This window comes from Pigmentiphaga daeguensis, from assembly GCF_039523035.1.
GTDB classification, from domain to species: Bacteria; Pseudomonadota; Gammaproteobacteria; order Burkholderiales; family Burkholderiaceae_B; genus Pigmentiphaga; species Pigmentiphaga daeguensis.
Genome location: NZ_BAAAEN010000005.1, coordinates 165,485 through 187,227 on the forward strand (window position 1 = coordinate 165,485; position 21,743 = coordinate 187,227).

Consider the following 21,743-nt stretch of genomic DNA (forward strand, 5'->3'; position numbering starts at 1 on the left):
AGCCAGCGATAGCAACGGAACCACACCCCAAGATAGCGGTCCTAGACCCAGGATGCGGTGGATCCGGCTTTGCCGGTCCACCCGCGTCGCTCCCTTGAGGGGGCCCGCGTAAGCGGGTACGGGGTGGGCTTTATACGGACTGGAGACCGTCATGCTGATACGCAGGCCTTCCGATATTTTGCCTTCCGAGATCACGCCCGAGGCGGTCTATCGGGACCGGCGGCGGTTGATGCTGCAGGCGGGGCTGGCCGCGTCGGCGATGGGGCTGGCGGGGTGGAGCGGCCGCCAGGCGTTCGCGCAGACGACGGGCGTGAAGCTGGCGGCGCAGCGTAATGGCGCCTTCGTGGTGATGGACAAGCCGACCTCGCAGAAGGACGTCACTACCTACAACAATTTCTACGAGTTCGGCACCGACAAGGGAGATCCCTCGGACCACGCGGGGCGTTTCCGCACGTCGCCCTGGACGGTCGCGATCGAGGGCGAGGTCAAGAAACCGCAGGTATTGTCCCTGGACGACCTGCGCAAGCTGGCGCCGCTGGAAGAGCGGATCTACCGGCTGCGCTGCGTCGAGGGCTGGTCCATGGTGATCCCCTGGACCGGGTATTCCCTTGCCGCGCTCATCCGCCGGGTCGAGCCCACCGGCAACGCCCGTTTCGTCGAATTCGTCACCGCCGTGCAGCCCGATACCATGCCCGGCCTGCGGACGCGCGTGCTCGACTGGCCCTATGTCGAAGGGCTGCGCATGGACGAGGCCATGCAGCCGCTGACCCTGCTCACCTTCGGCGTCTACGGCGAAACCCTGCCCAACCAGAACGGCGCGCCCGTGCGCGTGGTGGTGCCGTGGAAATACGGTTTCAAGTCGGGCAAGTCGCTGGTGAAGATACGTTTCGTGGAAAAGCAGCCCGCCACCAGCTGGGTCAAGGCCGCGCCGCAGGAATACGGCTTCTACGCGAACGTCAACCCCAACGTGCCCCATCCGCGCTGGAGCCAGGCGTCCGAGCGGCGCATCGGCGAGGACGGCCTGTTTTCGCCCAAGCGCAAGACGCTGATGTTCAACGGCTACGGCGACCAGGTCGCCAGCCTTTACGCCGGCATGGACCTGGCGCGCGATTACTGAGATGGCGGATGCGCCCGTCGCATCGCATCGGACCGCCGCCCGGGCCGCGCCGCCCGAGCCGCGCGTGTTCGGACTGGCGGTGGGGCGCTTCAAGGTCCTGCTGTTCATCGTCGCGCTGCTGCCGCTGGCGCGTTGGATCTGGCTGGGGGCGACGGATGCGCTGACGGCCAATCCCGTGGAGTTCCTGACCCGTTCCTCGGGCACCTGGACCCTGGTGGCGCTGCTGGTCACGCTGGCGGTCAGTCCCCTGCGCGTCCTGCTCCGCCAGCCGGCCTTGCTGCGGGTGCGCCGCATGTGCGGGCTGTTCGCTTTCTTCTACGCCTGCCTGCATTTCACCACCTACATCTGGTGGGACCAGTGGTTCGATCTCATGTCCATCGCACGCGACGTGGCCAGGCGTCCGTTCATCACGATGGGCTTCGCCGGTTTCGCGGGGCTATGCCTGCTCGCGGCCACGTCCACGCGCGGCTGGATGCGGCGCCTGGGCTCGCGCTGGCAGTCGCTGCACCGGCTGGTCTACCTGATCGGCGTGCTCGTGCTGTTGCACTATTGGTGGCAGAAGGCCGGCAAGAATGATTTTTCGGCGGTGTTTCTCTACACTGTGGTCTTCGCGGGGTTGATGGGATGGCGCCTGGTGCGCCGGCGTGCCGCCAGGCCGTGACCGCAGCAGGCGGCGCGGCCGCCCGACCATGCGCTTCCCGATGCCCGCTACCGACAACAACAAGAGGTGCATCATGAACGACGTCACGGTCGACTCCGCCAAGCTTCAATCCGCCAAGAACCTCACCACCGTCGTCTATGCGCTGTATGCGCTGGCCATCCTGATCGGGCTGAGCAGCATCGTCGCGATCATCATCAACTACGTCAAGAAAGGCGACATGGCCGGCACCTGGCTGGACAGCCACTTCCGCTGGCAGATCCGCACGTTCTGGTTCTCCGTGCTGTGGGCCATCGTGGGGGCGCTGACGGTGTGGGCCTTCATCGGCTGGGTCGTGTGGTTCGTGGCCTTCATCTGGTACATCTACCGCATCGTGAAGGGCTGGCTGAACCTGAACGACAACAAGCCGATGTACCCCGCCTGATCCTCAGGCCGGATGCGGCGGCGCCCGCGTCGGCGACGGCGGGAAGGCGAAGGCCATCGCGACCGCGCCCATGCCGACCGCGGCCGAGCCCAGGTACAGCCAGGCATAGCCGTTGAAGTGGTCGAAGATCCAGCCTCCGGCCAGCGGTCCGAAGGCCATGCCCAGGCTGGAGGCCATGACCGCGGCGCCCAGCACGCTGCCCATGATGCGCGGCCCGAAGTAGTCCCGCGCCAGCGCCGCGTACAGCGGCATCACGCCGCCATAGGCGGCTCCCAGCAGTATGGACAGGCCATAGAATTCGCCGATCGCGCGGGCCTGCGAATAGACGGCTATCACCAGCGCCTGCAGTAGCAGGCCCGCGATCAGTACCCGCTTGGTGCCGAGCCGGTCGGCCAGGGTCCCCAGCAGCAACCGTCCTCCCAGCCCGGCCAGTCCTTCGACGCTGTAGATGGTGACGGCGGCCATGGGCGCGATGCCGCAGAACGTGGCGAAGCTGACCACGTGGAAGATCGGGCCGGAATGGGCGGCGCAGCACAGGAAGAAGGTCAGCGCCAGCGCGGCGAAGGGCGCCGATCTCAGGGCCTGGCGGACCGACAGGCCGGGATCCTCCGCCTCGGGCCGGGCTTGGCCGGCCATTCCGGCAGGTGGCTGCCGGACGAACAGGGCCGCCGGGATCAGGAGCAGCAGGGCGGCGATGCCTGTCGTCGTCATCGCCGTGCGCCAGCCATGCTCCAGGATGAGCCAGCTGGCCAGCGGCGACACGGTCATGGGCGCAACGCCCATGCCCGCGGAGACCAGGGAGACGGCCAGGGCGCGATGGCGCTCGAACCAGAGGGTCGTCACCGCCATCAGCGGGGCGAAGAACGCGCCGCCCGCCACACCCACCAGCACGCCATAGCCGAGCTGGAAGGCCAGCAGCGAAGTGGCGCGGCTGGCCAGCAGCAGCCCCAGGCCCAGCAACAGCGAGGCGGCCAGGATCACGGGGCGCGTGCCGTAACGGTCGCTCAGCGCGCCCCAGCCGAACGCCGCGGCGCCCATCACCAGGAAGTCCAGCGTCATGGCCGCCGAGATGCCTGCGCGCGACCAGCCGGTATCGGTGGAGATGGGCTGCAGGTAGACCGCCAGCGAGAACATGGCACCCGCGGCCACGCAGGTGATCAGCGCGCCCGCGGCGACGACGACCCAGCCGTAGCCGCCGTCGGGCCTGCCGGGGGCTGCCGTCGGGGCATCCGTTTCGTGTGTGTTCATGGACGAGGGAAAGCCGGGTAGCGGCGGGGAGCCGGGACGGCGCCCCTTTTCGCGAACATAGCAATTGGCCGGGGTGCTGTCGAGCCGACCCGCGGCGCGGCGCCTCCGGCTCCCGCCCGCGCGGTCAGGGGGCCCGGCCGAACAGTTCGTGGATCACCGTCCGCATCCAGACCCGCCCGGGTTCGCGCGCGTAGCGCTCGTGCCAGAACTGGGATACGTCGTAGGCGGGCAGGCGCAGCGGCGGGTCATACATCCTGACGCCCCATGCGGCCTCGAACGTCGCGGCCAGGGTGCGGGGAATGGTGGCGATGTAGTCGGTCTGGGCGACGATGCGGCCGATCGAGAGAAAGTGGCCCACGCGCAGCGCGACGGAAGCGCCCACGCCGGGCGAGGCGAGAATGCCCTCCAGCACGTGCGCATGACCCGTCATTGAACCTTCCGATATCACGTGGCCGAGCTGACGGAAGTTCTCCATGGTCATCCGGCCGAATATGGCGGGGTGGTCGTTGCGGGCGATGCAGGCGTAGCGCGCCGAGAAGAGCCGGCCGATCTGCAGTCCCTCCGGATCCAGGCGCAAGTGGCCGACGGCCAGGTCCACGTTGCCGTCCGCCATGGCCTCGCGCAGTGCCTTGCCCTGCAACTGGCTCGTGCGCAGGTGCACGCCGGGCGCCAGCTCCGCCACCCGCCGGGCCAGTCCGGGCAGAAAGACCTGCTCGCTGACGTCCGACATCGCCAGCGTGAATACGCGCCGTTCGGTGGCGGGCACGAAGGCCGGCGTCTGCAGCGTCCCCCTCACGATGTCCAGGGCCTGGTGCAGGGATGTGTTCAGGTCGTCGGCCAGGGGCGTGGGCAGCAGGCCGTGCGGCTGCCGCACGAACAGCGGATCGCCATAGGCATCGCGCAGGCGGGCGAGGGCGCGGCTCATCGCGGGCTGGCTCAGCCCGAGCTCCCTGCCGGCGGTGGTCAGGTTGCGGCTGCCGTATACCGCCAGGAAGAGCTCGAGCAGGTTCAGGTCCACCTGGTGGGAAAGACGCTTGGCCATGGCTTGGATATACCTATGATGCATGTCAGACATCAGTTCATTTCATTTTACGGATTTCACTCCGATTCCTAACATGGGCCAACCGCACAGGAGACCCCATGTACAGCAGCGCCCACTATTTGCTCCAGGGACTCACCGATCTCGGCATCGAGTACGTGTTTTCCAACCTGGGCACCGACCACGCTTCCGTCATCGAGGAACTCGCGCGCTGGCGCGAGCAGGGACGCAAGCACCCCCGCTTCATGCTCTGTCCGCACGAGAATGTCGCGATCCACATGGCCGCCGGCTACGCGGCCATGACCGGGAAGGGGCAGGCGGTGATGGTCCACGTGGACGCCGGCACGGCGAACGCGGCCATGGGCATGCACAACATGTTCCGCTCGCGCCTGCCCGTCATGCTGATGGCGGGGCGGGCGCCGGGCACCGTGCGCGGCGAGCTGCCCGGCTCGCGCGACAACTACGTGCATTTCGTGCAGGACCCTTTCGACATGGCGAGCCTGGTGCGTCCCTACGTCAAATGGGAATACTCGCTCTCGACCGGCATCAATGCGCGTGAAGTGGTGCGGCGCGGCCACTCGGTCATGCAGAGCGATCCACCGGGGCCGGTCTACCTGACCCTGCCGCGCGAGGCCCTGACCCAGGAATGGGCCGAAGACCAGGTGAAGGCCTTTGGCCAGGACCGCTACGGTCCCGTCGCCGCCGGCGGCATCGACGAGGCGCGGGCCGCGCAGATCGCCGAGGCCCTGATGCGGGCCGAGCGCCCCATGGCCGTTACCGCCTATCTCGGCCGCAAGGCCGAGGCCGTCCAGGCGCTGGAGGAACTGGCGCTGCTGTGCGGCATCCGCGTCTTCGAGTTCGCGCCCAGCTACCTGGGCATCTCGCGCGATTCGCCCTGCTTCGGCGGCTTCGACCCCGGCGCGGCGCAGGCCGACGCCGACCTGGGCCTGCTGCTGGACGTGGACGTGCCCTGGCTGCCCAAGTACGTGGCCGAGCGGCCCGACATGCGCTGGCTGCATGTCGATGTCGATCCGATCAAGAAGGACTTCCCCATGTGGGGATTCGCGACCGACATGCGCGTGCAGGCCGATTGCGCCACGGTGCTGCGCCAGGTCATCGACATCGTCCGGGCCCGTGCCGGCAAGGACTTCCACGAGCGGGTGCGCGTGCGCCTGGACGACTATCGGGCGCAGGCCAAGGCCCGCGCCGACGCGCTGTCCCAGGCCGCGGGCAAGCGCGGCGCCCGCGGCGCGATCTCGCCGGCCTTCCTGTGCGCGCAGTTGAGCGCGGCCCTGTCCCAGGACGACGTGGTCATCAACGAGGCCATCCGCAACGCGCCCGCGGTGCTGGGCCACATTCGCCGGACCCGGCCGCTGACGCTGCTGGGCACGGCCGGAGGTGGCCTGGGCTACAGCGGCGGCATGGCGCTGGGCGTCAAGCTGGCGCGGCCGGATGCGCGCGTGGTGCAAGTGGTCGGCGACGGCGGCTTCCATTTCGGCACGCCCACCTCGGTCTATGACGTGGCGCAGCGCTACCGGCTGCCCATCCTGACCGTCGTGCTGGACAACGGCGGATGGCAGGCGGTGAAAGAGGCCGTGCTGCGCGTGCACCCGGATGGCTCGGCGGCCGACACGGACGAGTTCCATGCGCGGCTGCATGGCGAGACGCGCCGCTTCGAACTGGTCGCCCAGGCTTTCGGCGGCCATGGCGAGACGGTGGAGGACCCCGACGACGTGCCGGACGCGATCGCCCGCTGCCTGCGCGCCGTCGACGAAGGACGGGCCGCGGTGCTGCACGTGCGCATCGGCGGAATCTAGGGGCGCGGGCGGCCGGCGCCGCCCGTGGCCGGAATCAAGGGAACGCACGAGTCCCGTGGAAGGAGACACCATGCAAGTACGTCGCATCCTGAACCTGGCCGCGCTGGCGCTGGCCATCTCGCCGCTCGGCCTGCCGGCCGCGCATGCGCAGCCGAACTATCCGGCGCGCCCGATCACCATCATCGTCGGCTACGCGGCGGGCGGGGGCAACGACGTCCTGGCCCGTATCGTGGCCGAGGAAATGACCAAGGGACTCAAGCAGCCCGTGATCGTCGAGAACCGCCCCGGCGTGGCCTCCATCGTGGGCGCGGCCTACGTGGCCAAGGCCAGGCCGGACGGCTACACGCTGTTCTGGGGAGCCAGCGGTCCCATCTCGTTCAATCCCGCCCTGTACGCCAAGCTGCCCTACAAGGTCGAGGACTTCACCCCCGTGTCGCTGACGGCGAAGTTCCCGCTGGTGCTGGTCTCGGATGCCTCGCTGCCGATCAAGTCCGTGAGCGACCTCGTGGCCTATTCGAAGCAGCACCCGGACAAGGCGAACTACGGCTCCAGCGCCGCCTCGTTCCAGCTCGTGACCGAGCTGTTCAACGGCAAGACCGGCGCGCGCTTCGCGCACATCCCCTACAAAGGCAGCAACGAGTCGATTCAGGCCGTCATGGCGGGCAACGTCACCATGGCCATCACCGATCCGGCGCCGGCCATGACCGGCCTGCAGGGCAAGCGCGTGCGGGCCCTGGCCGTGACCTCGCCGCAACGGGCAGGCTTCCTGCCCGAGGTCCCGACCATGCGGGAGGCGGGGGTGGACCTGGATGTCGAGTTGTGGGCGGGCCTGCTGGCGCCGGCCGGCACGCCGGCGGACGTGGTCCAGGTATTGCAGCGGGAGATCGCGCGCGTGGTCGCCCTGCCCGAGGTAAGCAAGAAGATGGCCTCCCTCGGCTGCTTGGCCCAGGCCAGCACCTCCGACGAGTTCCGTCGCCTGATCGAGAAGGAAGTGCCGCTCTGGACCAAGGTGGCGCGCGAGAACGACATCAAGGTCGAGTAGGGCGCACGGGAGCGGACATGAAGATCACGCGAGTCGCGGCGGTGCCGATCAAATGGCCCGTGCAGGTCGGCATAGGCGGGACCACGCCCGTCGAGCAGGAAATCCGGGCGTGCCTGGTGCGCGTGGAAACCTCCACCGGGTTGTGCGGCCATGGACTGACATCGATCACCAATGAACGGGTCGTGGCCGCGGCCGTGAACGACGTGGCCGCGCCGGCGCTGGTCGGCGAGGACCCCATGAACCACGAGGCGTTGTGGGACCGTCTCTACTGGCTGCTGTCGCCCCGGGGACAGACCGGCCACGCCGCGCATGCCATGGCGGCGCTGGACATCGCCCTGTGGGACATCAAGGGCAAGGCGCTGGCACAGCCGGTGTGGCGGTTGCTGGGGGGCGCCCGTTCCCGCGTGCCCGTCTACGCGACCTTCGGCTTCGATTTCCTGGACCGCGATGCGCTCGGCCAGGCGGCCGCGACGCTCAGGGCCCAGGGCTACCAGCATCTGAAAATGGTCGTCGGCCATCAGGCGCTTCAAAGGCGCGACCGTGGCGGCCCTTCGCTGGACGAGGTCATCGCCGAGGACGAGCGTTCGCTGCGCGCCAATGCCGAGGCCTTGTCCCGGCTGGAACTGGTGCCCCGCGTCCTGGTCGATGTCGGAACCCGGTCCACACGCTGCCAGCTGTGGGGCCGCGAGTACAGTGCGCCCTTCGGCATCGCGCCCATGGGCGGCGCGGCCCTGTTCGCGTTCCAGGCGGACCTGGCCCTGGCCGAGGCGGCCGCCGCGCAACAGGTCCCGTTCGTGCTGAGCGCGGCCTCGTCCGTGCCGCTGGAAACCATCGCAGCGCGGTCGCCCGGGGCGTGGTACCAGGCTTATCTGCCAGCGGACCCGGGGCGGATAGACAGCCTGCTCCAGCGCGTGGAACGTGCCGGTATCGAAGTGCTGGTCGTGACCGCAGACGTGCCCGTCGCGGCGAACCGCGAGAACGACCTGCGGCGAGGATTCGGCATCCCGGTCACGCCTGGCCCGCGGTTGCTGGGCGACGTGCTGGCGCATCCCCGCTGGATGGCGAGCGTGGTGCTGCGTACGCTCCTGAACGGCGGCATCCCGCGCTTCGAGAACTTCGGCGCCGACCGTGGAGGACCGATCGTGGCACCGCCCAGCCCAGGGTTCCGCGTCGGCCGCGACCGCCTGACCTGGGACCACCTGCGTTACATCCGGCGCCGGTGGCGGGGCAGGCTGCTGGTCAAGGGCATTCTTCACGAGGACGACGCCCGTATCGCGCTGGACGCCGGCGTGGACGGCATGATCCTGTCCAATCACGGCGGCAGGCAACTGGACGGCGCGGTGTCCCCCTTGCGCATGCTGCCCCGGATCGCCGCGCTGCGCGGCGGCGCCAAGCTGATCGTGGACGGCGGTTTCCGGCGCGGCACCGACATCATCAAGGCGCTGGCCCTGGGCGCGGACTTCGTGCTGATCGGCCGGCCATTCCTGTACGCGGCATCCGTGGGCGCCACCGCAGCGGTGCGGCGGGCGATCGGCCTGCTGCATGCCGAACTGGACCGCGACCTGGCGCTGATCGGCCGCGCCGACATCCGCGATCTCGACGCCTCGTGTCTCGCGCACGGATCGCGGCCGATTTCCTCTTTCGAGCCGCCGACCGCGGCCGTGTCCCCTATGGAGCAATCATGACGACCCGACACCATTCCGGCCTGATCATCGCCGGCGCCCTGCAGGAGTCCGGCGCGGCGCCGGTCCTGGACAACATCAACCCGGCCAACGGCGAGACCGTCGGCACCGTCGCCACGGCCGACGCCGCGGCCGCGCGCGCCGCCATCGGCGCGGCCCGCCAGGCCTTCGAGGAATCGGCCTGGGCCAACTCCCCCCGCCTGCGGCAGGACGTGCTGCTGCAATGGGCGCGCAACCTCGCTCCGCGCGCCCAGGAACTGGCGATGCTGCTGACGATGGAGAACGGCAAGGTCATCGCCCAATCCACCGGCGAAATGCATGGCGCCATTTCCGAGATCAACTACTACGCCGGCCTGGCTCGCTATATCGCCGGCAACGCGCAGGAAGTCAGCCCCGGCGTGTTCTCGACCATGCTGCGCGAACCCGCCGGCGTGGCCGGCATCATCGTGCCCTGGAACGCCCCGGCGCTGCTGCTGGTGCGCAGCCTGGCCCCCGCGCTGGCGGCGGGATGCACCACGGTGATCAAGCCCGCCTGGCAGACCGCGCTCGTCACTTGCGAGATGCTCAAGGAACTGATCAGGATCCCGGGCCTGCCGCCGGGCGTCGTCAACATGGTGGTCGAGGACGGCGCCGAACTCTCGCAACTGATCTGCCAGTCCGACGACGTCGACGTCATCAGCTTCACCGGCTCGAACGAAACCGGCCAGCGCATCTACGCCTCGGCCGCGCCCACGATGAAGAAGCTGTCGCTGGAGCTGGGCGACAAGGCCAGCTGCATTGTCTTCGACGACGCCCCCATCCCCGACGTCATGCGCAAGATCGCCGACGCCGCCACCATCATCTCCGGCCAGCAATGCACCGCCGCGCGCCGCGTGCTGGTCCATGCCAACGCCTACGACGCCGCCCGCACCCACCTGCGCGACGCCCTGGCCGCCCTGAAAACCGGCCCCGGCTGGCTGCCCGGCCACCACCTCGGCCCCCTGATCGACCGCGCCTCGCGCGACCGCGTCCTGTCCCAGGTCCACCGCGCCATGAGCGAAGCCGACGAAGTGCTGCTGGAAGGCTCCACGCTGGACAGCCAGCATCCCCACGGCGCCTTCCTGACCCCGTCGCTGGTGGCTCACGGCGACACCAGCGCCTTCTTCGTCCAACAGGAAATCTTCGGCCCCTTCGTCGTCCTGGAAAAATTCCACGACGAGGCCGAAGCCATCGCCCGCGCCAACCACACCGTCTACGGCCTGTCCTCCAGCGTCTGGACCCGCGACGGCGCCCGCGCCCAACGCGTCGCCCGCAAGCTGCGCCGGGGCACGGTCTGGATCAACGATCACAACAAGCTGATGGCTGAAGCGGAAACCGGCGGCTATCGCCGCAGCGGGCTGGGGCGCCTGCATGGACATGAGGCGTTGAACGACTTCACGGAGTCGAAGATCATCTACCAGGACAGCAACCCGCTGTGACGGCTCAAGCGCCCAACCCCAATATCTGCCCACCCCCATAACTGCTCTGCACCGGCTCCGTCCCTCCCGCCCGGATCCGTACCGCGCAGTACTTGAACTCCGGAATCTTCCCGAACGGATCCAGCGCGGCGTTCGTCAGCTTGTTGATCGCCGCCTCGTAATAACAGAACGGCACGAACACCGCTCCCCGCGGCGTGCCTTCCTCCGCCCGCGCATACAGCGACACCTCTCCGCGCCGCGACTCCAGCGTGATCACGTCTCCCGGCCGCACCCCGATCTCTTCCAGATCCAGCGGATGCACCAACGCCACCGGATCCGGCTCGATCGCATCCAGCACCGATGCCCGCCGCGTCATGCTGCCCGTGTGCCAGTGTTCCAGCTGCCGCCCCGTGATCAATACCCGCGGATACTCCCCGTCCGGCCGCTCGTTCGCCGGAATGATGTCGGCAGGCACGAAACGCGCGCGGCCCGTCTCGGTCGGGAACGTGGTCGTGAACACGACAGGGTCTCCGGCATCGCCCTCCGCCAGGCAGGGATACGTCACCGCATGCTCCGCCTGCAGGCGCTCCCAGGTGATGCCGCCTATGCTCGGCATCGAATGGCGCATCTCGTCGAACACCTCGGACACGTCGCGGTAGTGCCAGTCCAGCCCCATGCGCGCTGCGATCTGCTGGATGATCCACAGGTCCTGGCGCGCGTCGCCCGGCGGATCCAGGGCCTGCCGGCCCATCTGCACCAGCCGGTCGGTATTGGTGAACGTGCCGGTCTTTTCCGGAAAAGCCGAGGCGGGCAGGATGACGTCGGCCAGGTAGGCCGTCTCGGTCAGGAAGATATCCTGCACGACAAGATGGTCCAGTGCCGCCAGCGCCTCGCGCGCGTGGTTGGCGTCGGGGTCCGACATCGCCGGGTTTTCTCCCATGATGTACATGCCCCGCACCGTGCCGGCCCTGATCGCGTGCATCACCTCCACCACCGTCAGCCCCGGCTGCGGATCCAGCGGCATGCCCCACAACTGCTCGAACTTCTGGCGCGCGGCGGCGTTGTCCACGCGCTGGTAGTCCGGATACATCATCGGAATCAGTCCCGCGTCCGACGCGCCCTGCACGTTGTTCTGGCCGCGCAGCGGATGCAGGCCGGTGCCGGGGCGGCCGATCTGCCCGGTCATCAGCGCCAGCGCGATCAGGCAGCGCGCGTTGTCCGTGCCGTGCACGTGCTGCGATACGCCCATGCCCCACAGGATCATCGAGCCCTTGGAGGTGGCGTACAGCCGCGCGACCTCGCGCAGCGTGTCCGCGTCGATGCCGCAGATGGGTGCCATGCTCTCGGGGCTGTAGCCTTCCACGTTCCTGCGCAGTTCGTCGTAGCCGATGGTGCGGCCGGCGATGAAGTCTTCGTCGACCAGGCCTTCATGGACGATCACGTGCATCATCGCGTTCAGCATCGCCACGTCGGTGTCCGGCTTGAACTGCAGGAAGCGGTGCGCCAGCCGGGCCAGGTCCGAGCGGCGCGGGTCGGCCACGATGAGCTTGGTGCCGTTCTTCACCGCGTTCTTGATCCAGCTCGCCGCCACCGGATGGTTGACCGTGGGGTTGGCGCCGATCACGATCACCACCTCGGCCTTGCCCACGTCCATCACCGGATTGGACACCGCGCCCGAGCCTATGCCTTCCAGCAGTGCCGCCACCGACGAGGCATGGCACAACCGCGTGCAGTGATCGACGTTGTTGCTGCCGAAGCCCGTGCGCACCAGCTTCTGGAACAGATAGGCTTCCTCGTTGCTGCCCTTGGCCGAGCCGAAGCCGGCCAGCGCGCGCTTGCCGTGCGTGTCGCGGATCGTGCGCAGCCGCTCGCCCACCAGGTCCAGCGCCTCGTCCCACGTCGCTTCGCGGAACACCTCCATGACGCGGTCCGGATCCATCACGGCGTCGCCGCGCTTGGGCGCGTCCGCGCGGCGGATCAGCGGACGGGTCAGGCGGTGGGGGTGGTGGGCGTAGTCGAAGCCGTAGCGGCCTTTCACGCACAGGCGCTCGTGGTTGGCCGGACCGTCGCGGCCCTCGACGTACAGGATGCGGTTGTCCTTGACGTGGTAGGTCAGCTGGCAGCCCACGCCGCAATAGGGGCAGACCGATTCGACCGCCTTGTCCGGCACTTGCAGCGCCACCTCGCGCGCGGGCATCAGCGCGCCGGTGGGACAGGCCTGCACGCATTCGCCGCAGGCCACGCATGTGGAAGCGCCCATGGCGTCGTCCATGTCGAACACGATCCTGGCATGGTCGCCGCGATGGGCCAGCCCGATCACGTCGTTGACCTGCTCGTCGCGGCAGGCACGCAGGCAGCGCGTGCACTGGATGCAGGCGTCCAGGTTGACGGCGATGGCCGGGTGCGAGGTGTCGGCGGCCACCGGCGCGCGCGGCGCGAAGCGCGGCTTGCCCACGCCCAGCTTGCGGGCCCAGAGATCCACTTCGTTGTTCCGCGTGTACGAGGTCTCGGGCATGTCGGCCTGCAACAGCTCGAGCACCATCTTCTGCGCGCGCACGGCGCGTTCGCTGTCGGTCGTGACCTCCATGCCCTCGCGCGGCGTGCGGCAGCACGACGGCGCCAGCACGCGCTCGCCGGCGATCTCGACCACGCACGAGCGGCAGTTGCCGGCCGGTTCCAGTCCGTCGGCATGGCACAGGCGGGGAATCTCGATGCCCAGGCGGTCGGCCACCTGGATCAGGGTTTCGTTGTCGGCGGCGCTGACTTCCTGCCCGTTCAGGCGGAAGTTCACGGTGACGGCAGAGAGGCCGAGCTCGCGGCGATTGATGGCATTCATGTCAGTTACCCGTGGCACGGCCGGACGACCCGGAGCCGAGTTCTCCAGGAAAATACTTGATGACGCAATCGACCGGATTGGGGGCGGCCTGGCCCAGTCCGCATATCGAGGCATCGCGCATGACGGCGGACAACTCCTCCAGCAGCGGGATGTCCCACTCGGGCTGGCGGATCAGCTCCAGCGCCTTGGCCGTGCCCACGCGGCAGGGCGTGCACTGGCCACAGGATTCGTCCTTGAAGAAGGCCATCATGTTGCGCGCCGCGCCCACGGCGGTGTCTCGATGGGACAGGACCATGACCGCCGCCGAGCCGATGAAGCAGCCGTAGGGTTGCAGCGTGTCGAAATCCAGCGGGATGTCGTTCATCGATGCCGGCAGGATGCCGCCCGACGCGCCGCCCGGCAGGTAGGCGTAGAACTGGTGGCCGTCCTGCATGCCGCCGCAGTATTCGTCGATCAGTTCCTGGATGGTGATGCCGGCCGGTGCCAGATGGACGCCGGGTTGGCGCACGCGTCCCGATACCGAGAACGAGCGCAGGCCCTTGCGCCCGCGCCGGCCCTGCGAGGCGAACCAGGCGCCGCCGCGTTCCAGGATGTCCCGGACCCAGTGCAGCGTCTCGAAGTTGTGCTCGAGCGTGGGACGGCCGAACAGTCCGACCTGCGCGACATAGGGCGGGCGCAGCCTGGGCATGCCGCGCTTGCCTTCGATCGATTCGATCATGGCCGATTCCTCGCCGCAGATGTAGGCACCGGCGCCTCGCCGCAATTCGATGCGGGGCAGGCCGGAAACGGGCGGATCGGCGCGCAGGCGGTCCAGCTCCGCCTGCAGGATGGCGCGGCAGCCGTGGTATTCGTCGCGCAGATAGATGTAGACGGCCTGCGCCTCGACGGCCCAGGCCGCGATCAACAGGCCCTCCAGGTGGCGATGCGGATCGCGCTCGAGATAGTAGCGATCCTTGAAGGTACCGGGCTCGCCTTCGTCCACGTTGACCGCCATCAGGCGCGGCGCGGGTTCCGCGCGCACCGCGCGCCACTTGCGGCCGGCCGGGAAGCCCGCGCCGCCCAGGCCGCGCAGGCCCGAATCTTCCATGGCCTTGAGCACGGACTCCACGTCGCGCTGTCCGGACGCGCATTCGCGCAGCACGAGGTAGCCGCCCTGTGCGACGTAGCCGGCGTAGTCGATGTAGGCGCCCGGCACGTCGCGGGTGTCGCCGCTCGCGACGGCTGCCTGCACCGTATCCGCCGTTGCACAGGAAATGGGGCGCTGGCCCACCATCGCCACGGGTGCTTGTTCGCAGCGCCCCAGACAGGGGGCGGGCACGACCCGCACGCCGGCGCCCAGCACTTGCCGCAGACGCTCGATCAGCGGTCCGGCGCCCGCCAGTTCGCAGGACAGGCTGCCGCACACCCGCACGGTCAGCGGCGCGGTGCCGGATTCGGCCTGGCCGTCGTCGCGCACCACGTCGAAGTGGTGGTAGAAGGAGGCCACTTCATAGACCTCGGCCTGCGCCATGCGCAGTTCCTGCGCCAGCGCCGCCAGGTGGCGGGTGCCGAGCTGGCCGTAGCGGTCGTTGATGCGATGCAGGTGTTCGATCAGCAGGTCGCGCCGGCGCGGCGCGTCCCCCAACAGCGCACGCACCTCGGCCAGCGCGGCGGGATCGACGCGCCGGCCCTTGGGTTGCTGGCGCCTGCGTTCGCGCGTGGGCGCCGCCGCGACGATGGGAATGACTTTCTGGTCCATGGGGTTCCGTGCCGTGCGTCGCGAAGGAGGAAACGGCTAATATATGAAATTCAGAACATATGTCTTGCTACGCGACCCACTCTAACAAAGAAATTTCCGTCGAAAAATATGTTCAGGATTGCATAAATGTTCAAGATCGCGATCCAGCCCGGCTGGTACGTCCAGGGGACGGGGGCCGAGGCCTCTTCCGCGGTGGATACGTCCCTGCTGCTGCGCCTGCTGGCCAGCATCCGCGAGTCGGGCTCGATCGCGGCGGCGGGCCGCCTGGAAGGGTTGTCCTATCGCCACGTATGGGGGCTCCTGCGCAGCGCCGAGCAATTGTTCGGCACGCCGCTGCTGGAGAAGCGGCCGGGCAAGGGTACGCGGCTCAGCCACCTGGGCACGGTCCTGTTGCTGGCCGAGGACCGCATCCGCGCCCGGCTGTCGCCCACGCTGGACAGCCTGGCCTCGGAACTCGAGGCGGAGATCCGCAAGGCGGTGGCGCCCGAACGCTCGCCCTTGCGGCTGTACGCCAGCCACGGTTTCGCCGTGGCGGCCCTGGTGGACTGGATCAACACCGCGCAGATGCCGGTGGAACTGCGCTACCGCAACAGCACCGAGGCCGTGGCCGCGCTGGCGCGCGGCGAATGCGACCTGGCCGGTTTCCACGTGCCCATCGGCCCCTTCGAGCGGGACGCCGTGCGCCAGTACCTGCAATGGCTGGATCCGCGCAAGCACGTGCTGGTCCAGCTCGCGCTGCGCGTGCAAGGGCTGTGCGTGGCGCCGGGCAATCCCAAGCGCATCCGGACGCTGGCCGACCTCGCGCGGCCGGGCGTGCGCTTCGTCAACCGGCAGGCCGGCTCGGGCACGCGCATGCTGCTGGAGCTGATGCTGGCGCGCGACCAGGTGCCGCAGCAGGCCATCAACGGCTTCGACAGCACCGAGTTCACCCATGCGGCGGTGGCCGCCTACATCGCCAGCGGCATGGCCGACGTCGGCTTCGGCATCGAGACCGCGGCCCGGCGCTTCGGACTGGACTTCGTGCCGCTGGTGACCGAGCGCTACTTCTTCGCGGTGGAGCAGTCGGCCCTGGAGACGCGGCGGCTGGACGACGTGCTGGCCATCTTGAAGGCGCCCGGCTTCATACGGCGCCTGGAGGCGCTGCCGGGCTATGAACCGGTGGCGACCGGCGAAGTGCTGACGCTGGCGCGCGCCTTCGGCGGCCGGCCGGGCGCTCAGTCTTCCTGAGCCTTCGCCGCGGTCTTGCGCGCGCGGGGGCGCGCGGGCGTCTTGCGGGCGGTCTTGCGCGCCGCTTTCTTGGCGGGGGCGCCGGCCGTGGCGGCAGCGTCGGCGCTGGCGGTTTCAACGGCGGGCGGCTGGGCCGGCTCGGGCGGCGCGGCGACCGGCGCGGGCCCGAGCTCGGGTTCGGGCCGGGCGGCCGGTTCGGCGGCAAACAGGGGCAGGGCGGCGGATTCCTGCCGCGCCGTTTCCCCGGCCGCCTCGGCCTCGGGCCGTCCGCGGCGGGAAGCGCTCTTGCCGGCGCCGCGGGTGTTGCGCCGCTTGTCCGCCCGGGGGGCAGGGGCCTCGGCTGCGGGTGCCTCGGCGGGTTCGACGGCGGGAGCCGGGGCGGGCGCCGCAGCCGGCTTGGGCGCGGCCGGCTCGACCGGCGCGGCTTCGCCGTTGGCGCGATACACATAGGCGCCGGACTTGTCGTCGCGGCCGAACTCCAGCAGCCCGCGCGACTGGGCCGCCTCCAGCAGGTTGCCGAAGGCGCGGAAGCCGTAATAGGACTCGTTGAAGTCGGGGCGCCGGCGCTTGATGGCCTCCTTCAGCACCGAGGCCCAGATCTTCCCGGTGTCGCCGCGTTCGGCCAGCAGCGCATCGAAGGTCTCGACCGCCAGCGCGATGCCTTTCTCGCGCCGGGACTCCAGTTCGTCCTTGCGTGCCTTGTCTTCGTCGTGCGGGCGGCGGCTGGCCGGCTGCGCCCCGCGCGGCTCGCGGCGGGCGGCCTGGTGCGTCTCGCGGACCAGGTCGTCGTAGAAGATGAATTCGTCGCAGTTGGCGATCAGCAGGTCCGAGGTGGACTGCTTGACGCCCAGCCCGATGACCTGCTTGGCGTTCTCGCGCAGCTTGGAGACCAGCGGCGAGAAATCGGAGTCGCCGCTGATGATCACGAAGGTGTTGACGTGCGACTTGGTGTAACAGAGGTCCAGCGCATCGACCACCATCCGGATGTCGGCCGAGTTCTTGCCGGACTGGCGCACGTGCGGGATGTCGATCAGTTCGAAGTTGGCCTCGTGCATGGTGGCCTTGAAGCCCTTGTAGCGGTCCCAGTCGCAATAGGCCTTCTTGACCACGATGCTGCCCTTGAGTAGCAGGCGTTCGAGCACCAGCTTGATGTCGAAGCGCTCGTACTTGGCGTCGCGCACGCCCAGGGCCACGTTCTCGAAGTCGCAGAACAGCGCCATGCTGACGTTTTCCGGGGGATGGTTCATGGGGGAATGCTCCGGTCGTGCGGCGGCGGGCGGATGCCTGCCGCGAAAACAGGATGATACCGGGTCGGCCCGCGCGGGAAATGCCCCTGCTGGCGGAACAGGCTTGAAGACGCTGCCATGCCTATCCTATACACTCGACTTCCGCCGCCGGGACCGTGCCTTCCCCTCCCATTCCCCCGCGGCGCGACCATCACGCCATGCAGCCAGTCTCGACCCGCCCCCCGCTTCCCGGCGAGGCGCCCGCGATCGTTTCCATCTCGGGCCTCGCCAAGACCTACGCCAATGGCTTCCACGCGCTCAAGGGCGTGGACCTGCAGATACGCAAGGGCGAGATCTTCGCCCTGCTGGGACCCAACGGCGCCGGCAAGACCACCCTGATCAGCATCGTCTGCGGGCTGTCGCGCCCGAGCGCGGGCGCCGTGCTGGTGGACGGCCACGACATCGTCCGCGACTATCGCGCGGCGCGTTCGCGCATCGGCCTGGTGCCGCAGGAACTGGCCACCGATGCCTTCGAATCGGTGTGGGCCACCGTCAGCTTCAGCCGCGGCCTGTTCGGCCACCCCGCCAACCCGGCCCGCATCGAAGGCATCCTGCGCGACCTGTCGCTGTGGGACAAGCGCAACGCCAAGATCATGACGCTGTCCGGCGGCATGAAGCGGCGCGTGCTGATCGCCAAGGCCCTGGCCCACGAACCCAAGGTGCTGTTCCTGGACGAGCCCACCGCCGGCGTGGACGTCGAACTGCGGCGCGACATGTGGAAGATGGTGCGCCGCCTGCGCGACGAGGGCATGACCATCATCCTGACCACCCACTACATCGAGGAAGCCGAGGACATGGCCGATCGCATCGGCGTCATCAACAAGGGCGAGCTGGTGCTGGTCGAGGAAAAGCGGGCGCTGATGCGCAAGCTGGGCAAGAAGCAGCTGACGCTGCAGTTGCAGGCCCCGCTCCAGGCGCTGCCGCCGGCGCTGGCCGGCTACGCGCTGGAACTGGCCGACGGCGGCAATGCGCTGGTCTATACCTTCGACACCCAGGGCGAGGCCACCGGCATCGCCTCGCTGATGCGGGCCCTGAACGAGCAGGGCATCGACTTCAAGGACCTGCATTCCAGCGAAAGCTCGCTGGAGGATATTTTCGTGAGCCTGGTGCGGGAGTAAGCATGATCAATTTCTACGCGATCCGGGCGATCTACCGGTTCGAGATGGCGCGGACCTTCCGCACGCTGACCCAGAGCATCGCCTCGCCGGTGCTGTCCACCTCCCTCTACTTCATCGTGTTCGGCACCGCCATCGGCTCGCGCATGGGCGAGATCGGCGGCGTCAGCTACGGGGCGTTCATCATCCCCGGCCTGATCATGATGTCGCTGCTGAACGAAAGCATTTCCAACGCCTCGTTCGGCATCTACCTGCCCAAGTGGACGGGCACCATCTACGAGCTGCTGTCGGCGCCGGTGTCGCCGGTCGAGGCGGTGGTCGGCTACGTCGGCGCGGCCGCCACCAAGTCGATGATGCTGGGCCTGCTGATCCTGGTCACGGCCCGCATCTTCGTGCCCTATCACATCGAACATCCCGTCTGGATGGTGGGCTTCCTGGTCCTGACCGCCGTCACGTTCAGCCTGTTCGGCTTCATCATCGGCCTGTGGGCCGACGACTTCCAGAAGCTGCAGATCATTCCGCTCATGGTCGTCACGCCGTTGACCTTCCTGGGCGGCGCGTTCTATTCCATCAGCATGTTGCCGCCGATCTGGCAGAAGATCACCCTGGCCAACCCCGTGGTCTACCTCATCAGCGGGTTCCGCTGGAGCTTCTACGGCCAGTCCGACGTCAACGTCGTGGTCAGCCTGGGCATGACGCTGGCGTTCCTGGTCGTATGCCTGGGCATCGTGACCTGGATCTTCCGCACCGGCTACAAGATGAAGACCTGAGGCCGGCCCGCCGCGCCATTCCGGTGCGCATGGACCCCCGCCGGTGCGGCGGCGCGCCCCGAGCGGGCGCCGCACCGGTGGTCCGCCCAGGGCGCACGGCTGGCACTCTTCCTGCTTACGAAGCGACGGTGCCGGGAAATTATTGAGTCGATCAATTATTTTTCCCGGATCGTGCCGGTTGCCGTAAACCCTAATTCATCGATAAATTAATTACTTGTTTAATTAATCGAGGCGGTGGGCAATTCTTAATCGAAACCTTTGCGAGAGGTCGCTATGCGTAAGCTGTCTTGGGCATTGTTGCTGGCGGGGACCATGGGCGGGGCAGCTCCCGCGGCGTGGGCGCAGGAAACCATCAAGATCGGTGTCATCCAGCCCCTCACGGGTTCGGTCGCCTACAACGGACTCACCTACGTCAACGGCGCCAAGCTTGCGGTCGAGCGCCGCAACGCGGCCGGCGGCGTGCTGGGCAAGAAGATCGAGCTGGTCATCGAGGACGGCCAGTGCCGTCCCGCCAACTCGGTGAACGCGGCCGAGAAGCTGATCGTGCGCGACAAGGTCGTGGCGCTGACCGGGGCCTTCTGCAGCTCGGCCACGGCGGCGGTGATGCCCGTGGCCGAGAAATACAAGCTGCCCATGCTGACCGGGGTGTCCTCGAAGGCGGACCTGACCGAGAAGGGACTCCAGTACTTCTTCCGCTCGGCCGAGACCGACCGGTTGATGTCCAGGACTTTCAGCAAGATCCTGGCGCAGAAGCTGCAACTGAAAACGGTGGCCTACATCGGCGTCAACGACGACTGGGGCCGCGGCGGCGTGGAGGACTTCTCCAAGGACCTCTCCGCGCTCGGGGTCAAGACGGTGATGAAGGAGTACTTCGATCACGGCGCCACCGACTTCTACACCTTGCTGACCAAGCTGCGCGCGGCCAAGCCCGACGGGGTCTTCGTCGCCGCCGAGACCCAGGACGGCTCCATCCTGGTCAAGCAGTTCAAGGAGTTCGGCATCCAGACCAAGATCTTCGGCGTGGGATCGTGGGCGACCTCCGACTTCATCGGGCTGACGGGCGACGCCTCGGAAGGCATCTACGCGGCGGTGCCCTACGCCTCCAGCATGCCGGGCGAGCGCAACCAGGCCTTCGTCCAGTCCTACAGCGCCGCCTACAAGGAAAAGCCGGGCAAGTACGGCGCCGCCGGCTACAACGCGCTGAACATCGTGATGGAGGCGATCGCCCGGGCGGGCAACACGCAGCCCGATGCGATCCGCGATGCCCTGCGCAAGACGGACTACGCCGCGCCCAACGGCCATTTCAAGTTCACCGAGAAGGGCGAGGGCTACGGCTTCGACGTGGTGCTGGTGCAGATCCAGAACCGCGAGCCCAAGGTGGTGGCGCAGGCCCCCACCGAGCGGCCCTGATCCGCGCGCCGAGTCGGGAGAAACGATGGACTTGCTGCCGCAGTTCCTGGCCAACGGATTGGTGATCGGGTCCTTCTATGCGCTGTCGGCGCTGGGGCTCACGCTCATTCTCGGCCTGATGCGCGTCGTCAACTTCGCCCATGGAGAGCTGTACATGCTGGGGGGCGTGCTGGGCTGGTGGGTGACCACCGCCCTGGGCCTGGATTTCCTGACGGGCCTGGCGCTGGTCGCCCTGGTCATGGGGGTGTTCGGCTGGCTGGTCGACCGGGTGCTGATAGAGCGCATCCGTGGCCAGGGCGAAGAGCCGGGCATCCTGCTGACCATCGGCCTGTCCATCTTCCTGGCCAACACGGCGCTGCTGGTGGTGGGCACCGCGCCGCTGAAGGTGGAAGGGCCGGTTTCCAGCGGACCGGTGTTCCTGGGCCCCATCGTGGTCACCAAGATCCGGCTGTTCGCCGTCGCGGTGTGCGCGGCGCTGATCGTGGCCGCCTACCTGCTGATCCAGAAGACGCGCCTGGGCCGCGCGATGCGGGCGACCTTCCAGGATCCGATGGCCGCGCAACTGGCGGGCATCAAGACCGCGAACGTATACGCCTGCACCTTCGCGCTGGGAACCGTCATCGCGTCGCTGGCCGGGATGCTGCTCGGATCGATCTATTCGGCGCAGGTGTCGGTGGGCGGGCTGGTCAGCATGAAGGCCTTCGTCGTGGTGATCCTGGGCGGCATGGGCAGCTTCGCGGGCGCCATCGTCGGCGGGCTGGTGCTGGGGGTGGCGGAGGCGCTCTGGGGCGGCTACGTCGCCACCGGCTGGGTCGACATCATCGGTTTCGTCATCGTGATCCTTACCCTGGTGTTCCGGCCCTACGGCCTGTTCTCCAAACGAGCCGAGAGAGCCTGA

General features: G+C 68.4%; 17 protein-coding genes. 12 read left to right on the forward strand and 5 right to left on the reverse strand.

Features of this window, described 5'->3' with window-relative positions:
- The first annotated feature begins 151 nt into the window (after positions 1–151).
- From msrP to ABD104_RS09140, 3 genes are all read left to right on the forward strand, one after another.
- The gene (gene msrP / locus ABD104_RS09130) at positions 152–1,117 is read left to right on the forward strand and encodes a protein-methionine-sulfoxide reductase catalytic subunit MsrP (protein WP_087838268.1); all 966 of its coding nucleotides are present in this window, start codon (positions 152–154) and stop codon (positions 1,115–1,117) included.
- A gap of 1 nt (position 1,118) precedes the next feature.
- On the forward strand, positions 1,119–1,778 hold the full coding sequence (locus ABD104_RS09135) for a protein-methionine-sulfoxide reductase heme-binding subunit MsrQ (protein WP_087838267.1): 660 nt from the start codon (positions 1,119–1,121) through the stop codon (positions 1,776–1,778).
- 73 nt (positions 1,779–1,851) lie between these two features.
- A complete protein-coding gene (locus ABD104_RS09140) occupies positions 1,852–2,199 on the forward strand; it encodes a DUF4870 family protein (RefSeq protein ID WP_087838485.1) in 348 nt (115 codons plus the stop codon).
- Positions 2,200–2,202: 3 nt separating this feature from the next.
- Here ABD104_RS09140 and ABD104_RS09145 read toward each other — a convergent pair whose 3' ends face one another.
- Together ABD104_RS09145 and ABD104_RS09150 are read right to left on the reverse strand one after the other, a co-directional pair.
- Positions 2,203–3,447, reverse strand: coding sequence for an MFS transporter (locus ABD104_RS09145; protein ID WP_087838266.1), 1,245 nt, complete (start codon positions 3,445–3,447; stop codon positions 2,203–2,205).
- A 124-nt stretch (positions 3,448–3,571) separates the two neighbouring features.
- Complete coding sequence (locus tag ABD104_RS09150) at positions 3,572–4,489, reverse strand: LysR family transcriptional regulator (protein WP_165963031.1); 918 nt, start codon at positions 4,487–4,489, stop codon at positions 3,572–3,574.
- A gap of 98 nt (positions 4,490–4,587) precedes the next feature.
- Here ABD104_RS09150 and ABD104_RS09155 point away from each other — a divergent pair, with 98 nt between their 5' ends.
- The 4 genes from ABD104_RS09155 (at position 4,588) to ABD104_RS09170 (ending at position 10,484) form a co-directional block, all read left to right on the forward strand.
- Positions 4,588–6,303 (forward strand): thiamine pyrophosphate-requiring protein, encoded by a 1,716-nt coding sequence (locus ABD104_RS09155; protein WP_343927408.1) that lies wholly within the window; start codon positions 4,588–4,590, stop codon positions 6,301–6,303.
- A 70-nt stretch (positions 6,304–6,373) separates the two neighbouring features.
- Positions 6,374–7,345 (forward strand): Bug family tripartite tricarboxylate transporter substrate binding protein, encoded by a 972-nt coding sequence (locus ABD104_RS09160; RefSeq protein WP_343927409.1) that lies wholly within the window; start codon positions 6,374–6,376, stop codon positions 7,343–7,345.
- A gap of 17 nt (positions 7,346–7,362) precedes the next feature.
- Complete coding sequence (locus ABD104_RS09165; RefSeq protein WP_343927410.1) at positions 7,363–9,030, forward strand: alpha-hydroxy-acid oxidizing protein; 1,668 nt, start codon at positions 7,363–7,365, stop codon at positions 9,028–9,030.
- Entirely contained in the window at positions 9,027–10,484 is a 1,458-nt protein-coding gene (locus ABD104_RS09170) for an aldehyde dehydrogenase family protein (protein ID WP_343927411.1), read from the forward strand. The genes ABD104_RS09165 and ABD104_RS09170 overlap by 4 nt, the downstream gene beginning before the upstream one ends.
- Before the next feature lie 4 nt (positions 10,485–10,488).
- Here ABD104_RS09170 and fdhF read toward each other — a convergent pair whose 3' ends face one another.
- Complete coding sequence (gene fdhF, locus ABD104_RS09175; protein ID WP_087838258.1) at positions 10,489–13,299, reverse strand: formate dehydrogenase subunit alpha; 2,811 nt, start codon at positions 13,297–13,299, stop codon at positions 10,489–10,491.
- Position 13,300: 1 nt separating this feature from the next.
- On the reverse strand, positions 13,301–15,037 hold the full coding sequence (locus tag ABD104_RS09180; protein WP_343927412.1) for an NADH-ubiquinone oxidoreductase-F iron-sulfur binding region domain-containing protein: 1,737 nt from the start codon (positions 15,035–15,037) through the stop codon (positions 13,301–13,303).
- Positions 15,038–15,163: 126 nt separating this feature from the next.
- Here ABD104_RS09180 and ABD104_RS09185 point away from each other — a divergent pair, with 126 nt between their 5' ends.
- Positions 15,164–16,264, forward strand: a complete 1,101-nt coding sequence (locus tag ABD104_RS09185; RefSeq protein WP_343927413.1) for a substrate-binding domain-containing protein — start codon at positions 15,164–15,166, stop codon at positions 16,262–16,264.
- On the opposite strand, the gene ABD104_RS09190 is transcribed toward ABD104_RS09185, so the two are convergent.
- A complete protein-coding gene (locus ABD104_RS09190; protein WP_338617354.1) occupies positions 16,252–17,511 on the reverse strand; it encodes an NYN domain-containing protein in 1,260 nt (419 codons plus the stop codon). The genes ABD104_RS09185 and ABD104_RS09190 overlap by 13 nt on opposite strands.
- A 197-nt stretch (positions 17,512–17,708) precedes the next feature.
- Between ABD104_RS09190 and ABD104_RS09195 the strand changes: the two genes are divergently transcribed.
- From ABD104_RS09195 to ABD104_RS09210, 4 genes are all read left to right on the forward strand, one after another.
- Positions 17,709–18,668, forward strand: coding sequence for an ABC transporter ATP-binding protein (locus ABD104_RS09195; RefSeq protein ID WP_338617355.1), 960 nt, complete (start codon positions 17,709–17,711; stop codon positions 18,666–18,668).
- A 5-nt stretch (positions 18,669–18,673) separates the two neighbouring features.
- Positions 18,674–19,435, forward strand: a complete 762-nt coding sequence (locus ABD104_RS09200) for an ABC transporter permease (protein WP_087841595.1) — start codon at positions 18,674–18,676, stop codon at positions 19,433–19,435.
- Positions 19,436–19,708: 273 nt separating this feature from the next.
- Positions 19,709–20,845 (forward strand): ABC transporter substrate-binding protein, encoded by a 1,137-nt coding sequence (locus ABD104_RS09205; protein WP_343927414.1) that lies wholly within the window; start codon positions 19,709–19,711, stop codon positions 20,843–20,845.
- Between the two features lie 25 nt (positions 20,846–20,870).
- The gene (locus ABD104_RS09210; protein ID WP_087841536.1) at positions 20,871–21,743 is read left to right on the forward strand and encodes a branched-chain amino acid ABC transporter permease; all 873 of its coding nucleotides are present in this window, start codon (positions 20,871–20,873) and stop codon (positions 21,741–21,743) included.

Bases quoted from the DNA above. Each gene is read 5' to 3' on its own strand.
- msrP (WP_087838268.1), top strand. From the start codon at position 152: ATGCTGATACGCAGGCCTTCCGATATTTTGCCTTCCGAGATCACGCCC.
- ABD104_RS09135 (WP_087838267.1), top strand. From the start codon at position 1,119: ATGGCGGATGCGCCCGTCGCATCGCATCGGACCGCCGCCCGGGCCGCG.
- ABD104_RS09140 (WP_087838485.1), top strand. From the start codon at position 1,852: ATGAACGACGTCACGGTCGACTCCGCCAAGCTTCAATCCGCCAAGAAC.
- ABD104_RS09145 (WP_087838266.1), bottom strand. From the start codon at position 3,447: ATGAACACACACGAAACGGATGCCCCGACGGCAGCCCCCGGCAGGCCC.
- ABD104_RS09150 (WP_165963031.1), bottom strand. From the start codon at position 4,489: ATGGCCAAGCGTCTTTCCCACCAGGTGGACCTGAACCTGCTCGAGCTC.
- ABD104_RS09155 (WP_343927408.1), top strand. From the start codon at position 4,588: ATGTACAGCAGCGCCCACTATTTGCTCCAGGGACTCACCGATCTCGGC.
- ABD104_RS09160 (WP_343927409.1), top strand. From the start codon at position 6,374: ATGCAAGTACGTCGCATCCTGAACCTGGCCGCGCTGGCGCTGGCCATC.
- ABD104_RS09165 (WP_343927410.1), top strand. From the start codon at position 7,363: ATGAAGATCACGCGAGTCGCGGCGGTGCCGATCAAATGGCCCGTGCAG.
- ABD104_RS09170 (WP_343927411.1), top strand. From the start codon at position 9,027: ATGACGACCCGACACCATTCCGGCCTGATCATCGCCGGCGCCCTGCAG.
- fdhF (WP_087838258.1), bottom strand. From the start codon at position 13,299: ATGAATGCCATCAATCGCCGCGAGCTCGGCCTCTCTGCCGTCACCGTG.
- ABD104_RS09180 (WP_343927412.1), bottom strand. From the start codon at position 15,037: ATGGACCAGAAAGTCATTCCCATCGTCGCGGCGGCGCCCACGCGCGAA.
- ABD104_RS09185 (WP_343927413.1), top strand. From the start codon at position 15,164: ATGTTCAAGATCGCGATCCAGCCCGGCTGGTACGTCCAGGGGACGGGG.
- ABD104_RS09190 (WP_338617354.1), bottom strand. From the start codon at position 17,511: ATGAACCATCCCCCGGAAAACGTCAGCATGGCGCTGTTCTGCGACTTC.
- ABD104_RS09195 (WP_338617355.1), top strand. From the start codon at position 17,709: ATGCAGCCAGTCTCGACCCGCCCCCCGCTTCCCGGCGAGGCGCCCGCG.
- ABD104_RS09205 (WP_343927414.1), top strand. From the start codon at position 19,709: ATGCGTAAGCTGTCTTGGGCATTGTTGCTGGCGGGGACCATGGGCGGG.
- ABD104_RS09210 (WP_087841536.1), top strand. From the start codon at position 20,871: ATGGACTTGCTGCCGCAGTTCCTGGCCAACGGATTGGTGATCGGGTCC.